The organism is Amycolatopsis vastitatis, from assembly GCF_002234595.1.
Taxonomy (GTDB): domain Bacteria; phylum Actinomycetota; class Actinomycetes; order Mycobacteriales; family Pseudonocardiaceae; genus Amycolatopsis; species Amycolatopsis vastitatis.
Map to the genome: position 1 here is coordinate 25,156 of NZ_NMUL01000045.1, position 14,424 is coordinate 39,579.

Sequence of the window (14,424 nt, forward strand, 5' to 3'; positions counted from 1 at the left end):
CTCAGTCCAGGGGGTTGATCGCGCGCAGCCGTCGCGGGCCGGTGTCGGGCCGCGACGGCGGTGCCCCCAGCACCAGGCGCGCGTTGGCGACGAAGGCGCCGTCCGGCGACGCCAGGATCGGGTCCAGCACGAGCGAGCGCACCTCCGGGTTGTCCTCCGCGAGCGTGGCCACGCGCAGCACGGTGTCCTGCAGCGCGGCGAGGTCGGCGGGCTCGTCGCCGCGGTAGCCGGTGAGCAGCGGCGCCGTCCGCGGCTCGCGCAGCAGGGTCGCGGCGTCGACGTCGGTGAGCGGCACCGCGCGGTAGGCGCGGTCGCCCAGCAGTGTGCTGACCAGCCCGGACAGCCCGAACGACACGAGCGTGCCGAACGACGGGTCGTCCTGCAGCCCGATCACGCACGACAGGCCCTTCGGGGCCATCCGCTGGACGTAGACGTCGTCGTCGCCGGAGACCTCGCGCAACGTCTCGTACGCGGTGCGCACGGCATCCTCGGACGCCAGGTCGAGCCGCACGCCCGCCAGGTCGGGACGGCCGCGCAGCCGTTCGTCGACCGCCTTGAGCGTCACCGGGTAGCCCAGCTCGCCCGCCGCCGCGACCGCGTCGTCCACAGTGGACACGATGCGGAACGGGACGACGTCGATGCCGTAGCAGCCCAGCAACCGCACGACGTCGGCGTCCGACAGCAGCGTCGTCTTGCCGCTCTCGCTCTCCAGCAGCTCGCGCACGAGCCCCTGCGCCTGCTCGGTGTGGATCCCGGCCGGCCGCACCAGCGTGCCCTGCGGGCGCTGCCGCCAAGCCGCGTACCGGATGACCCGGGCGAGGGCGTTCACCGCGCGTTCCGGGCTGGGGTACGACGGGATCGATCCGCGCGTCGGCACGCCGTCACCGGACAGGACGGCCAGTTCGTCCGGAACGCCTTCGGCGGCGAGGAACGTCGAGACGATCGGCTTGCGCTGCCCCAGTTCCACGACGGTCTCCCGCAGGGCGCGCGCGTACGCGGTGCCGGGAATCGCCACCGGCGGCGCGAACACGACGACCAGTGCGTCGGTCTCCGGCGAGGTGAGGGCCTCGCGGACCGCCTTGGCGAACTCCTCCGGCGGTGCCTGCGGGCCGACGTCCACCGGGTCCGACGCCAGCCGCAGCCCCTGCATCCGCGCGGTGTCGGCGGCCAGCAGCCCGATCGCACTGGAGTTGCCGACGATGGCGACCCGCGGCCCGGCGGGCAGCGGCTGGTGCGCGAAGACGAGCGCGGTGTCGAACAGCTGCGCCAGCGACTCCACCCGCACGACGCCGGCGTGCTCGAACAGCGCCTGGACGCTGGCTTCGTCGATCTCGGTCGACGTCGCCGCCAGCTGCGGGCGGACCGCGTGCCGCCCCGACTTCACCGCGACGATCGGCTTCGTCCGCGCGAGCCGGCGGGCCAGCCGCGCGAACTTGCGCGGGTTGCCGAAGGACTCCAGGTACAGCAGCACGAGGTCGGTGTCCGGGTCGGTCTCCCAGTACTGGAGGAGGTCGTTGCCGGAGACGTCGGCGCGGTTGCCCGCCGAGACGAACGTCGACAGGCCGAGCCCGCGTGCTTCGGCGTCGGCGAGGATCGCCGTGCCCAGCGCGCCGGACTGGCAGAAGAACCCGGTGCGGCCGCGGCCGGGCAGCCGCGGCGCGAGCGTGGCGTTCAGCCGGATGCCGGGCGCGGTGTTCAGCACGCCGAGCGCGTTCGGGCCGACCACGCGCATGCCGTGCGCCCGCGCCTCCCCGACCAGCCGCAGCTCGGCGTGCAGGCCGTGCGCGCCCGCCTCGGCGAACCCGCCCGAGACGATCAGCAGGGTCTTCACGCCCTTCGCCAGGCAAGCGTCCAAAACGGACTCGACGGCCTCGGCGGGCACCGCGACGACGGCCAGGTCGACCGGGTCCGGGATGTCGAGCACCGACGGGTACGCGCGGACCCCGCGGACCGAGCGGTGCTCCGCGTTGACCGGGTAGACGGTGCCGGTGAACGCGGCGGCCAGCAGGTTCACGAAGGCCACGTGGCCGACCTTGCCCGGCTCGGTGGAGGCCCCGATCACCGCGACCGAGGACGGGTGCAGCAGGTTGTGCACGCTGCGCGCCTCGGCCGCCTGCTCCCGCGAGCGCGCGACGGCGAGGGACTCCTCGGTCGGGTCGATGTCGAACTCCAGGTGCAGCACGCCTTCTTCGATCGCCCGGCTGACCTGGTACCCGGCGTCGCGGAAGACCCGCACCATGGCGGCGTTCTCGGCCAGTACCTCGGCGACGAACCGGCGCAGCCCGCACTCCGACGCGGCCGCGGCGAGGTGTTCCAGGAGGATCGAGCCGAGCCCGCGGCCCTGGTGCGCGTCGCTCACGACGAACGCGACCTCCGCCGACGGCCCGTCGTCGAGGCGTTCGTACCGGCCCACCGCGACGATGTCGTCACCCAGGAACGCGGCGAACGCGACCCGGTCGTGGTGGTCGACCGTGGAGAACCGCTTCAGGTCCTTCTCCGGGATCCGCGGGTAGGCACCGAAGTAGCGGAAGTAGCGCGTGCGCTCGGAAAGCTTCGCGTGGAAGGCGACCAGGCCGTCGGCGTCGGTGGGCACGATCGGGCGCAGGTGGACGGTGCCGCCGTCGGACAGCACGACGTCGGCCTCCCAGTCGCGGGGGTAGTCGAAGGGGTCCCGTCCGGCCATGGTCAGTCCCTGGGATCGTCCGGGTCGAGGCCGTGCAGGGGGAAGACGGCGCGGCGCGTGTCCCGGACGGCGACGTCGACCGGGTCGTCCTCGCCGTCGCCCCACGGCTTGAACTCCGTGTCGCGGTCGTCGGTCATCGCGTGCGGCAGCTCGGCGTGCGGGGCGGCCTGGCTCACCGCGGAGATCCAACCGGGCGGCAGCGGCGTCGCCGGGTCGACATCCCGGTCGAGGACGGTGGCGATCAGGTGCGTCCAGGATCGGGGAACGACCCGGATCAGCTGGTAGCCCCCGCCCCCGACGGCGATCCACTTGCCGCCCGCATAGGTCTCGGCGAGGTCGCGCAGGGTGGCGTAGATGGTGCGGTGCCCGTCGACGCTCAGCGAGAGGTCGGCCAAGGGGTCTTCTTCGTGCGAGTCGACACCGCACTGGGTGAAGAGGAGTTGCGGTTCGAAGTCGGCGAGCAGGGAGGGCACGACGGCGTTGAAGGCCCGCAGCCACCCGGGATCCCGGGTGCGCGGCGGCAGCGGCAGGTTGACGGCGGTGCCGTCGGCCTTCCCGCGGCCGGTCTCGGCGGAGTAGCCGGTGCCCGGCCAGAGCGTGAAGGGGTGCTGGTGCAGGGAGATGGTGAGGACGCGCGGGTCGTCGTAGAAGGCGGCCTGGACGCCGTCGCCGTGGTGGACGTCGGTGTCGATGTAGGCGATGCGCTCGAAGCCGTGGTCGAGCAGCCACGAGATGGCGACGGCGCAGTCGTTGTAGACGCAGAAGCCGGACGCCTGGTCGCGCATGGCGTGGTGCAGTCCCCCGGCGATGTTGACCGCCCGGGTGGCCTCACCCTCGGCGATCTTCCGGGCGGCGAGCAGCGTCGACCCGACGACGAGAGCGGAGGCGTCGTGCATGTCGGAGAAGACGGGGTTGTCGGCGGTCCCGAGCCCGTGCCCGACATCCCACCCGACGAGCGGCGCCTCCCGCACGGCGGCGAGGTATTCGGGGGCGTGGATCCGGAGGAGCTCCTCGTCCCCGGCAGACGTCGGGACGAGCAGTTCGACGCCGTCGAGCACGCCGAGCTCGGTGGCCAGCCGGACGGTGAGCTCCAGCCGGACGGGGTTGAACGGGTGCTCCCCGCCCAGGTCGTAACCCAGCAGGGCGCGGTCCCAAACGACGGCCGGCGACATACGCCCGACTCTAGTGCCGATCGCGCAAATGCGTGGACTCGAAGAGCCGGATCCTGGTTCCCGGCCCGGTGCACCCGCGCGATCATGGCGGCGACGGCACCCCGGGTGGTCCTGCTCCACGGCGGCGGCCGATCGGCAGTACGCGGCCAAGTCGGCAGTGCGCGGCCGGGTCGGCGGTGCCCGGCCCCACCGGCAGTGCCCGGCCAGGTCGGTGGCGCGCGGCCGGGTCGGCAGTGCGCGGCTCGATCGGGCCGCGCGCAGCCCCACCAGCAGCGCGCAGCCCGATCGGCAGCGCGCGACCCCACCGGCAGTGCCCGGCCGGGTCGGTGACGCGCGGCCCCACCAGCAGCGCCCGACCCCGGCGGCTCGCCGATGCGAGTCGCCCGGCCGGAACCTTCCCCGGTCCAGCCGCCGCCAGGCGCGCGCTGGAATTGTCCCGGTTCCGAGGTGGCTCGGGCAGCTCCGCGGGTCAGCCCGGAAGGGTGCCCGTCGCCGCCGGGCGGTCCGGGTTGCGGGACCAGTGGGACCACGAGCCCGCGTACAGCCCCGCGCCCGGGTGACCCGCCAGCTCCAGGGCCAGCACGACCGAACTGGCCGTGACCCCCGAACCGCAGTACGCGCCGACCGGCTCGCCCGGGCGCAGGCCCAGGTCCGCGAACCTCGCCGCCAGCTGCTCCGGCGTGCGCCAGCGGCCGTCGTCGTCGGTGTGCCCCGCGAACGGGGCGTTCACCGCGCCCGGGATGTGCCCCGCGCGCGGGTCGACCGGCTCGGTCTCGCCCGTGTAGCGCGGGTTCGCCCGGGCGTCGAGCAGCAGGCCGTCGCGGGCCAGCGCGGCCGCCTCGTCCGCGTCGAGGACCGGCATCGCGCCCGGCCGGACCGTGATGTCGCCCGGCTCCGGGTGCACTTCGTCTGTGCTCACCGGGTGACCGCCGGCCGTCCACGCCGCGTAACCGCCGTCGAGCACCGCCACCTCTTCGTGGCCGGCCCAGCGCAGCAGCCACCACGCCCGCGCCGCCACCGAGCCGTCGGCGTCGTCGTAGGCCACCACCGGGGCACCCGCCCGCACTCCGGCCGCGCGGAGGTCGCGCTGCAGGTCGGCCGGGTCGGGCAGCGGGTGCCTGCCGCCCTCGCCCGACTCGCCGGCGAGCACCCGGTCGAGGTCGGCGAACACGGCGCCGGGCACGTGGCCCGCCCGGTAGGACTCGGCGCCGGGCGGGCCGGCGAGCCGCCAGCGGACGTCGAGGACGACGGGCCGGTCCCCGGCCGGGCCGGCCAGCGCGGCGGCGAGGTCGGTGGTGCTGATCAGCGGACGCATGCCTCCCATCTTCCAGCGGCCGCACACCCGGCCGCGCCGGGGTGCGGACATATCCCCCACCGGCGAGTTGTTACCGATCCGGCCAAAAGCAGGCCGTCCCCCGCTCGGCACGTAACCGTCGCCACGAAGTCTTCGGCCGTGGCTGTGGTCGGATCGGTAACCATCGGCGCCGTATCCCCGGCGCCCGCCGCCGCAGCCAGGGCCAACGACTACGATGAGCAACGCGGACGAAGGGGACAGCGTGAACGATCTCATCGACACCACCGAGATGTACTTGCGTACGATCTACGAGCTCGAAGAAGAGGGTGTCGTTCCGCTACGCGCCCGTATCGCCGAGCGCCTGCAGCAGAGCGGCCCGACGGTGAGCCAGACCGTCGCCCGGATGGAGCGCGACGGGCTGGTCGTGGTCGCCGACGACCGGCACCTCCAGCTGACCGACCACGGCCGCGAACTGGCCATCGCGGTGATGCGCAAGCACCGCCTGGCCGAACGCCTCCTCGTCGACGTGATCGGGCTCGAGTGGGAGCACGTGCACAACGAGGCGTGCCGGTGGGAGCACGTGATGAGCGAGGCCGTCGAGCGCAAGCTCGTCAAGCTGCTCGACCACCCGACCACCTCCCCCTACGGCAACCCGATCCCCGGCCTCGACAAGCTGGGCGACGGCGATCCCGCCCCGCCCGCGGAAGCCGACCTCGTCCGGCTCGACGAGTTCGCCCGCACCGGCGGCGGCCGGGTCGAGATCCGGCGCATCGCCGAGCACGTCCAGCTGGACGAGTCGCTGATGACCGAGCTCAAGTCGGTCGGCATCGTGCCGGGCGGCACGGTCACCGTCGGCAAGGCCAACGGCGGCACCATCGAGGTCACCGGCGGGGACACCACCGCCCAGGTCGCCAGCTCCGCGCTGCACGCCGTCCTGGCGCAGGCCCGATGAGCCCCGCTTCGGAGGCCGTGGCGGCGTTCCGCACGGTCCACGGCGCCGCGCCGGCCGGGGTCTGGTCGGCACCGGGCCGGGTCAACCTCATCGGCGAGCACACCGACTACAACGACGGCTTCGTGCTGCCCTTCGCTCTGCCGCACCGCCTGGCCGCGGCGGCGTCGCCCCGCGAGGACGGCATCCTGTCCGTGGCCACCCTGGGTGACGACGGCCAGATCCAGCGCTCCGGCGAGCTCAAGATCGCCGACCTGGCGCCGGGCTCGGTCGACGGGTGGGCCGCGTACCCGGCCGGCGTCGCCTGGGTGCTGCGCGACCAGGGCTTCACCGACGGTGCCGACGTGGTCGTGGCCGGGGACGTGCCATCGGGAGCGGGCCTGTCCTCCTCCCACGCCCTCGAGTGCGCGGTGTCGCTGGCGTTGCTCGGCCTGGCCGGCCTGGAGCTGGACGGCACCGGCGACCGCGTCCCGACGCGGCCCCAGGTGGCGCGGTGGGTGCAGCGTTCGGAGAACGACTTCGTCGGCGCGCCGACCGGCCTGCTCGACCAGACCGCGTCCCTCTGCTGCACCGAGTCCCACGTCCTGTTCCTCGACGTGCGGTCGGGCGAGCAGGAGCAGGTGCCGTTCGGCCTGGCCGACGCCGGGCTGCAGGTGCTGATCATGGACACCCGCACCAAGCACTCCCACGCCGAGGGCGGGTACGGCGAGCGCCGCCGCGGCACCGAGCGGGCCGCCGAGCTGCTCGGGGTGAAGGCGCTGCGCGACATCACCGTCGACGGCCTCGCCGAAGCCCTCGACCGGCTGCCGGAGGACCTGGTGCCGCTGGTGCGGCACGTCGTCACCGAAAACCAGCGAGTGCTCGAGACGGTCGAGCTCCTGCGCGCCGGCCGGCTGGCCGACATCGGGCCGTACCTGGACGCGTCGCACGTCAGCATGCGCGACGACTACCGGATCTCCACGGCCGAGCTGGACCTCGCGGTCGACTCGGCGCGGCAGGCCGGCGCCCTGGGTTCGCGGATGACCGGCGGCGGCTTCGGCGGCTCGGCGATCGCGCTGGTCCGCGACGCCGATCTGGACGGGGTCAAGGCGGCCGTCGAGGCGGCGTACGAAAAGGCCGGCTACCGGCGGCCGCGGATGTTCACGGCGGTGCCCTCCCGCGGCGCCGGCCGCGACGAGCTCTGACGCCGCGCGGGTCCGCTCGGGGCAACCCCCGCGCGGACCCGCGCGTCGCCAAGGGGGAAGACTGTGGTGCACAGTCACCCTCGGCAGAAAGGCCTGGATGTGTCGGAGCAGAGCAACGCCCTGAAGCTGGTCGTCACGGGCGGAGCCGGGTACGTCGGCAGTGTCTGCGCCGCCCGGCTGGTCGAAGCCGGGCACCAGGTCACGGTGGTCGACGACCTGTCCACCGGGCACGCCGACGCCGTCCACCCGGACGCGCGGTTCATCGAGGGCGACGCCGCCGAGGTGGCGGGCAGCCTGCTGCGCGAGGGCTTCGACGGCGTGCTGCACTTCGCGGCCAAGTCGCTGGTCGGCGAGTCGATGACGGATCCGGCGAAGTACTGGGAAGGCAACGTCGTCACGTCGTTGCGCCTGCTGGAAGCGATGCGGGAGCACGGCACGCCACGGCTGGTGTTCTCCTCGACCGCGGCGACCTACGGCGAGCCGGAGCAGTCGCCGATCCCGGAGTCGGCGCCGACCCGGCCGACCAACACCTACGGCGCCACGAAGCTCGCCATCGACCACGCGATCACCAGCTTCGCCGGCGCCCACGGCCTGGCCGCGGTCAGCCTGCGCTACTTCAACGTCGCCGGCGCCTACGGCACCTTCGGCGAACGCCACGCCACGGAAACCCATGTCATCCCTCTCGTCCTCCAGGTCGCCTCGGGCGACCGTGAGCGCATCCAGATCTTCGGCGACGACTACCCGACGCCGGACCACACCGCGGTCCGCGACTACATCCACGTCGTGGACCTCGCGGACGCGCACCTGCTGGCGCTCAAGCACGCCACCGCCGGCGCGCACCGCATCTACAACCTGGGCAACGGCACCGGGTTCTCCGTTCTCCAGGTGATCGAGGCCTGCCGCGAGGTCACCGGCCACCCGGTACCGGCCGCGGTGGCCCCGCGCCGCGCGGGCGACCCGTCGGTGCTCGTGGCGGCCAGCGACCGGGCCCGCGAGGAACTGGGCTGGAAGCCGGAACGCACCGAACTGACGGGAATCGTGCGCGACGCCTGGGAATTCACCCAGGCACGGCGCACGGCCCAGGGCTGAGCCGGACAGCACGGGCGGGCTTCGCGGCCTGCCCGTGCTCACGACGGACCGTCCTTCGCGACACCGCACGGCTGACACGCCCCGGGGAAATCCGCCGCCACCAAGGGAACCCCCTCATCCCGCTCGCTCCAGGCCGACGTCGGGGGGCGCCAGGCCGAATCCGGCCACGCCCGCCGGGTCGGCGGCCATGGCCAGGCCGAGGAGCCGCTCCGGCGGGAAGCCCAGGCGCAGCACCGTCCTCAAGAGCCCGGCCAGGACGTGGTCCGGATTCGCGTCCAGCGCGTTGTCCAGCGCCATGCCCGCGAACGTGCCGTCCCCGCGCATGTAGGCCGTGTACCCCAGGAGCGCCGCCGCTTCCGCGCGTGCGGGGGCCGGCAGCTCGCGGACCAGCGTGAGCCAGAGGTGCTCGGCCGCACGCGCCACCGGGGTACAGGGTGGGACGGCCATTCCGAGGCACTCGTCGCGGATCTCGGGAAGCGTCAGGGCCTTCGCCAGGAGGACGGCTTCCTCGTCGGTCGGCGGACCCTCGTCGCGGCGCCGGCGGTCGAAGGCGGCCCGGATTTCCGAAGCCGCGTCGGCGAAACGGGTCGCTTCGGGCCACGGGAGTTCGGGCTGCCGCACCAACAGATCCGCGCGGCGGGCGAGTGCTTCCGGTGAGCGCGGGGCGAGCAGCGCCGCCAGTTCGTCACGGCTGCCGAAGAGCACCGCGCCGCCTTCGGTGGCGGCCGCGGCCGCCACCGTCGCGCGGGGGTCCGGCAGCTCGCCGCCGCAGTCCGCGTCGGCGTAACACCCCCACGGCGCGCCCGCCGCGATGTCGGCCACCCACATCGCGTGCAGCACCGGGAGGCCGAACTCGGCCAGCGCCGCCGAAAGCTTTTCGACGAAGCCCGCGTGGGGCGGCGGGCCGCCGGATCTTCGCCGTCCGCCGACGATCACCAGCGTCACGCCCGTGTGCGGTTCCGCGGCGAACTTCGGGGCGAGCGCCCGCGCTTGGCGGGCCCTGTCCTCGCGGCGCGGCAGATCACCGCGCAGCACCAGGCCGAGCCGGTTGCCCGCGGGCGCCCGGTGGCCGATCACGAGGACGGACTTCTCGGGCCGGAACCCGATCAGGTAAGGAAGCGCGGCCAGCAGCTGCGCGGGGCTTCGGAGGTCGACCGGCGAACGGCCGGCCGGGGTGGCAGTGGTCATGCCTCCACCGTGGGGCAAGACGAGCCCGGATGGGGCGGTGGCGGCAAATCTGTGGACAAGTGGGGCCGATGTGGACGGATCCCGCCCGGCGGCCGCCGGGCGGCGCGGTTTTGTCGGTGGGGCGGCCTATCCTGCCCGGCCCCACCGACCGGCCCGGCTCAGTCACAGTGCTCGAAACCGCTTTCGTAGGTGTTGCCGCCCACCGAACCGCCCCACTTCACGCAGGTCGAATCGGCGGTCTTCTTCACCGGCCCGGCGTAGTAGGTGAAGCTGCCGGAGTCGGTCACCCGGGTCGCGCCCTGGACCTCGAGGAACGCCGAAACCGCGCTGGCCGTGCCGAGCGAGGTGGCCTTGAGCGTGGTCACGCAGTTCGCCTTGGTGGAAGCGTTGTACAGCAGGTAGGCCGTGCCCGACGAGTTCGCCAGCGCCTGCTGGTCGACGACGGAGAAGCCGTCGCCGCACACCTCTTCGGCGGAGTACGGGTTGCCACCGCAGTCGTTCTTGCTGGTGAAGCTGGTGTGCGCGTAGTACGGCACGGAAACCCCGTTCAGGACGGCGCGCTGCGTGATGCCGTTGAGGTTTTCTTCGAAGTGCAGGTGCGGACCGCTGACGTTGCCGGTCGCGCCGGCCGTGCCGATCTGCTTGCCGCCGGTGACCGCTTGGCCGACCGAAACCGTCTGGGTCGACAGGTGCGCGTAGAGGGTGCGCCAGCCGCTGCCGTGGTCGATCTCGATAAACCGGCCGTAGCTCTCGCTCCCCCGGTTCTCCACCCGCGTCACGGTGCCGGACGCCGACGCGAGCACGGGCATCCCCGTGATGCCCGACTTCTGGAAGTCCACGGCGTTCTGCGGCCTGTGGTCGTCGAAAGTCGCCGCGGTCACGGTGACCCCGCACTTGAACGGCACCTGGAAGTTCGGCGCGGCCGAGGCGGTCGCCTGGCCGGCGAGGGTGAGGCCGAGCGCGGGAAGCGCCGCGGCGGCGGCGAGCAGGGCGAGCCGTCGCAACCTGGACATGGGGAAACCTCCTGACAAACGGGACATCTTGACGTCACCCAGCGAAGTCCGCGCCGGTACATTTTCCGTACAAGCACCCGGGGAGGACCTCGAAATGACCACTCGACGAGCCCGGCTCCCCCAGGCCCAGGCCTGGTTGCGGTGGGCGTTCGTCGCGGTGCCGATGTTCGCCGCGATGCCCCGGGCGAACACGCTCGCGTGGATCCTGATCGGGATCACCCTCGTCCTGTCGGTCCCGCTGCTGTGGCTCTACGACATCCGCGAGCGCACCCTGCCGCCGGCGCTGCTGCTCGCCGTGCTCCTCTGCGCCGGGGTGCTCTGGGCGCTGGTGCCGAACAGCTGGGCGTCGGTGACGATGTTCAGCTGCACCTTCTTCGTCGTCCTGCGGCAGGCGATCGTCCCGATCGTCCTCGCGGTGGCGCTGGACCTGGGCGCGATCGCGTTCTGGGCGGGTTACCACGACGTCTGGGAAGGCGCCCTGCCGACGTGCACGATCCTCGCCATCGTCGTGCTGCTCGGCCTCAACCGGCGGACGCGACTGGCCCGGATCGAACAGACCGAACTGGCGCTGGCCCGCGCCCAGACGGCCACCGAGGAGCACGCGCGCGCCGCCGCCCTCGCCGAACGCGCCCACATCGCCCGCGAACTGCACGACGTCCTGGCGCACTCGCTGGCCGGGCTGTCGCTGAACCTGCAAGGCGCCCGGCTGATGCTGGTGCGCGACGGGGCGAGCCCGGACGCCGTCGCGCAGATCGAACGGGCCCAGAAGCTGGCGTCGGAAGGCCTCGCCGAGGCCCGCAAAGCCGTGGCCGCGTTGCGCGAGGACGCCGTTCCGGTCGAACGCACGATCGCCGACCTCCTGGCCGCCTACCGGCTCGACAGCGGGGCCCGGGCGGACCTGGCGGTCGAGGGTGAGCCGCGCGAGCTCGACCCGGCGGTCGGTACCGCGCTGGTCCGCGCGGTGCAGGAGGCGCTGGCCAACACGCGCAAGCACGCGGCACGGGCCGACGTCGACGTCACCCTCGGCTACCGGACCGCGGAAGTCGCGCTGACCGTGGCCGACCGGCAGGGCAGGCGCCCCGCCGACGCGCCGGCGGCAGGCTACGGTTTGCGCGGGATGAGCGAACGGGTCGCGCTGCTCGACGGACAGTTCGAGAGCGGGCCGGGGGAGGACGGATGGCGGATTCACCTGACGGTGCCGGCGTGACACTGCGCGTCGTGCTGGCCGACGACCAGGCGGTGGTCCGGGAAGGCCTGGTGACGCTGCTCGGGCTGCTGCCCGGGATCGAGGTGGTCGGCGCCGCGGCCGACGGGCTGGCCGCGCTCGACCTCGTCGCCGAGCACCACCCCGACGTCGTACTGGTGGACCTGCGGATGCCGCGCTGCGACGGCGTCGAGACCACCGAGCGCATCCGCGCCGGGCACCCGGACACCGAGGTCGTCGTGCTCACCACCTACGCCGACGACGAATCGCTGCTGGCCGCGCTGCGCGCCGGGGCCCGCGGGTTCCTCACCAAGGACGCCGACGCCGAGGCCATCGCGCGGGCGCTGCGCTCGGCCGCCGCCGGCCAGTCCACAGTGGACGGCGAGCTGCAGCGGCGGCTCGTCGAAGCCGCCACCCGCGGTACTCCCCAGCGCGTCAAGGAGATCGAAGGCCTGACCGCCCGCGAGATCGAGGTGCTGCGGCTGATCGCGGCCGGGCTGTCCAACACCGAGATCGCCCGCACCCTGGTGGTCAGCGAAGCGACCGTGAAGACCCACGTGAACCACCTGTTCACCAAGGCCGGGCTGCGCGATCGCGCGCAAGCGGTCGCGTTCGCCTACCGGGCGGGCCTCGCCGGCTGACCCCTCACGGCGCGGGCGGGATGTTCGCGTTGTGGTGGAAGACGTTCCGCGGGTCGTACGCGGCCTTGATCCGGGCGAGCGCGGGGTGGCGGTCGATCTCCCCGTTCCAGACCGCCCGGGCGACGTCGTAGCCGGGGCTACCGTCGGTGAGCACCGTGCCGGACAGCCGGGCGCTCTCCAGGGTCGGTTCGGCCGCCGCCGTCAGCCGAAGGCGGCTCGCAGGGCCGGCTTGCCGCCCGTGACCGGGAGCGTCACCGACGTCTTCGTGAGGTCGAGGGCCAGCCCGGCGCCCGGCTTCGGCCGCAGCGTGTAGTCGTGGTCGCTGGACGCGAGCAGGAACTCCAGCCGGTGCCCGGCTGCGAGGACGTAGTCCTTCGGCATCAGTTCGACGCCGATCCGGTAGGTCTGCCCCGGCGTGATCGGTTCCGTGCGCGCCGGCGAGGTGCGGTTCTGCGGGTCGGTCCAGCCGCGGCTGATCACGTGGGACGTGCCGTCGGGCGCGCGGTCGAGCAGGATCGCCGAGACGTTCGCCGCGGGCCGGTCGAACGCCAGCGCCAGGTCGGCACGGGCCGTGCCGGAGAGGCGGACGGGCTGCTTCGCCGGCGGCGTCGCGTAGAGCATGCGGTTGCCGGACGACGCGAGCCCGGCCAGCTGCTCGATCGTCTTCGAGGAGTCGTCGGCGAGGGTTTCGACGGCCGCCGTGCCCGGAACCGGGTTGCGGGTGTCGAGGGTGCCCTTCGACCGGCCGCCCGGCCACGGGTACACGCGGACGTCGGAGGTGCCCGGCGCCGGCCAGTCGGCCTCGTCGGTCCACGACTTGTCCTCGCGCTGGATCGTCGCCTTCGGCTCGTTCTGGATGCCGTTGTCGATGCCGTAGAGGTAATGCGACATCCACTTGTTCAGCGTCGCGAGCCAGACGTCGCGCCGCAGGTTGTACGGGTCGGCGTGGGCTGCCTGGTGCAGCCAGATCTTGTGCTCGACGCCGTGGGCCTTCAGCGCTTCGTACCACTCGGCGACCTGGTCGGTCTTGACGTTCCAGTCGTTGAGGCCGTGCACCGCGAGCACCGAGGCGTGCACCTTCGCGACGTCGTTGCGATAGTTCCGGACGTCCCAGAACGGCGTGTAGTCGCCGGTCACCCGGTCCTGGTCGCGCGTCAGCCCGTCGATCACCGGGCGGCAGACCTGCCGGTCGGCGCGGGTGTAGACGTACTCGGCGAGCACGTCGGCGTCCTCACCCTGGAACCCGCCGGCCGCGACGACCGCGCCGTCGTTGCGGTAGTACTGGTACCAGCTGGAGATGGCGGCGATCGGCACGATCGTCTCGAGCCCTTCGACGCCGGTGCTCGCGACAGCGTTGGGCAGCGTCCCGTTGTAGGACACGCCCATCATGCCGGTCTTGCCGGTGCTCCAGTCCGCCTTCGCCGCCGCACCCGCGGCGTCCCGCGCCGTCGTGCGGCCGTTGAGCCAGTCGACGACCGAACGGGCGCCGATCGTCTCGTTGACGTCACCGGTGGTCGGGCAGCCGGTCGAAAGGCCGGTGCCGAGCGATTCGCCGTAGACGACGGCGAACCCGCGCGCGGTGAAGTAGTCCTGGTACCGCCAGGTGATCGGGGTGGCCGGGCCGACGCCGTGCGCGGCGACGCGCGGGCCGTCCGGGCCGCGGGCGTGGCCGGGCGCGTAAAGCTCGACGTCGACATCGTGGTTGGCGATGTCGTTGCCGCCGGCGTAGTACGGGCTGGCCTGGTAGACGACCGGCACCTTGAGGCCCTGCTGGGTCGCGCGCGGGCGCACGACCTGGGCGTGCACGAGGTCGTCGGCGCCGTCGTGGTCGCTGTCGACCGGCGCGGTGACCCAGACGTCCTCGCGCACGACGTCGGCCGGGTCGAACACCGGCTGCGCCTGGCCGCCGGTGAACACCGGGGCGGGCGGCGCGGCTTCGGCGGTCGCCGCGGTCAGCGGCAGGGTCGCCAGTGCGAGGAGCAGGACTGCGGTTCGTGCGGCTTTCAC

Annotated in this window: 12 protein-coding genes; 5 read left to right on the forward strand and 7 right to left on the reverse strand. The window is 73.3% G+C overall.

The window, feature by feature from the left end; all coding sequences use genetic code 11:
* Position 1: 1 nt before the first annotated feature.
* The 3 genes from CF165_RS37510 to CF165_RS37520 form a co-directional block, all read right to left on the reverse strand.
* Positions 2-2,683 (reverse strand): bifunctional acetate--CoA ligase family protein/GNAT family N-acetyltransferase, encoded by a 2,682-nt coding sequence (locus CF165_RS37510; RefSeq protein WP_093952347.1) that lies wholly within the window; start codon positions 2,681-2,683, stop codon positions 2-4.
* Between the two features lie 2 nt (positions 2,684-2,685).
* Complete coding sequence (locus CF165_RS37515) at positions 2,686-3,855, reverse strand: acetoin utilization protein AcuC (protein ID WP_093952348.1); 1,170 nt, start codon at positions 3,853-3,855, stop codon at positions 2,686-2,688.
* A 469-nt stretch (positions 3,856-4,324) separates the two neighbouring features.
* Positions 4,325-5,170, reverse strand: a complete 846-nt coding sequence (locus CF165_RS37520; RefSeq protein WP_093952349.1) for a sulfurtransferase — start codon at positions 5,168-5,170, stop codon at positions 4,325-4,327.
* A 214-nt stretch (positions 5,171-5,384) separates the two neighbouring features.
* On the opposite strand from CF165_RS37520, the gene CF165_RS37525 reads away from it, so the two are divergent.
* From CF165_RS37525 to galE, 3 genes are all read left to right on the forward strand, one after another.
* A complete protein-coding gene (locus CF165_RS37525) occupies positions 5,385-6,101 on the forward strand; it encodes an iron-dependent transcriptional repressor DtxR (RefSeq protein ID WP_020644897.1) in 717 nt (238 codons plus the stop codon).
* Positions 6,098-7,282, forward strand: a complete 1,185-nt coding sequence (galK, locus tag CF165_RS37530; protein WP_093952350.1) for a galactokinase — start codon at positions 6,098-6,100, stop codon at positions 7,280-7,282. Before CF165_RS37525 ends, galK begins: the two co-directional genes overlap by 4 nt.
* A 99-nt stretch (positions 7,283-7,381) precedes the next feature.
* A complete protein-coding gene (galE, locus tag CF165_RS37535) occupies positions 7,382-8,371 on the forward strand; it encodes a UDP-glucose 4-epimerase GalE (RefSeq protein WP_093952351.1) in 990 nt (329 codons plus the stop codon).
* 114 nt (positions 8,372-8,485) lie between these two features.
* Here the strand turns inward: galE and CF165_RS37540 are convergent, their stop codons facing one another.
* Together CF165_RS37540 and CF165_RS37545 are read right to left on the reverse strand one after the other, a co-directional pair.
* On the reverse strand, positions 8,486-9,559 hold the full coding sequence (locus tag CF165_RS37540; RefSeq protein WP_093952352.1) for a DUF4192 domain-containing protein: 1,074 nt from the start codon (positions 9,557-9,559) through the stop codon (positions 8,486-8,488).
* A 158-nt stretch (positions 9,560-9,717) separates the two neighbouring features.
* Positions 9,718-10,572, reverse strand: a complete 855-nt coding sequence (locus CF165_RS37545; protein WP_093952353.1) for a M23 family metallopeptidase — start codon at positions 10,570-10,572, stop codon at positions 9,718-9,720.
* 94 nt (positions 10,573-10,666) lie between these two features.
* Between CF165_RS37545 and CF165_RS37550 the strand changes: the two genes are divergently transcribed.
* Positions 10,667-11,779 carry a sensor histidine kinase gene (locus CF165_RS37550; protein ID WP_093952354.1) on the forward strand — a complete coding sequence of 371 codons (1,113 nt, stop codon included), beginning with the start codon at positions 10,667-10,669 and terminating at the stop codon, positions 11,777-11,779.
* Complete coding sequence (locus CF165_RS37555; RefSeq protein WP_093952355.1) at positions 11,776-12,417, forward strand: response regulator; 642 nt, start codon at positions 11,776-11,778, stop codon at positions 12,415-12,417. The genes CF165_RS37550 and CF165_RS37555 overlap by 4 nt, the downstream gene beginning before the upstream one ends.
* A gap of 4 nt (positions 12,418-12,421) precedes the next feature.
* On the opposite strand, the gene CF165_RS51825 is transcribed toward CF165_RS37555, so the two are convergent.
* A complete protein-coding gene (locus CF165_RS51825; RefSeq protein WP_205661074.1) occupies positions 12,422-12,571 on the reverse strand; it encodes a BBE domain-containing protein in 150 nt (49 codons plus the stop codon).
* 47 nt (positions 12,572-12,618) lie between these two features.
* On the reverse strand, positions 12,619-14,424 hold the full coding sequence (locus CF165_RS37565; RefSeq protein ID WP_093952356.1) for a Xaa-Pro dipeptidyl-peptidase: 1,806 nt from the start codon (positions 14,422-14,424) through the stop codon (positions 12,619-12,621).

Excerpts from the sequence above, each read along its gene's own strand:
- CF165_RS37510 (WP_093952347.1), bottom strand. The coding sequence starts at position 2,683 with ATGGCCGGACGGGACCCCTTCGACTACCCCCGCGACTGGGAGGCCGAC.
- CF165_RS37540 (WP_093952352.1), bottom strand. The coding sequence starts at position 9,559 with ATGACCACTGCCACCCCGGCCGGCCGTTCGCCGGTCGACCTCCGAAGC.
- CF165_RS37520 (WP_093952349.1), bottom strand. The coding sequence starts at position 5,170 with ATGCGTCCGCTGATCAGCACCACCGACCTCGCCGCCGCGCTGGCCGGC.
- CF165_RS37550 (WP_093952354.1), top strand. The coding sequence starts at position 10,667 with ATGACCACTCGACGAGCCCGGCTCCCCCAGGCCCAGGCCTGGTTGCGG.
- CF165_RS37515 (WP_093952348.1), bottom strand. The coding sequence starts at position 3,855 with ATGTCGCCGGCCGTCGTTTGGGACCGCGCCCTGCTGGGTTACGACCTG.
- CF165_RS37545 (WP_093952353.1), bottom strand. The coding sequence starts at position 10,572 with ATGTCCAGGTTGCGACGGCTCGCCCTGCTCGCCGCCGCCGCGGCGCTT.
- galK (WP_093952350.1), top strand. The coding sequence starts at position 6,098 with ATGAGCCCCGCTTCGGAGGCCGTGGCGGCGTTCCGCACGGTCCACGGC.
- CF165_RS37525 (WP_020644897.1), top strand. The coding sequence starts at position 5,385 with ATGAGCAACGCGGACGAAGGGGACAGCGTGAACGATCTCATCGACACC.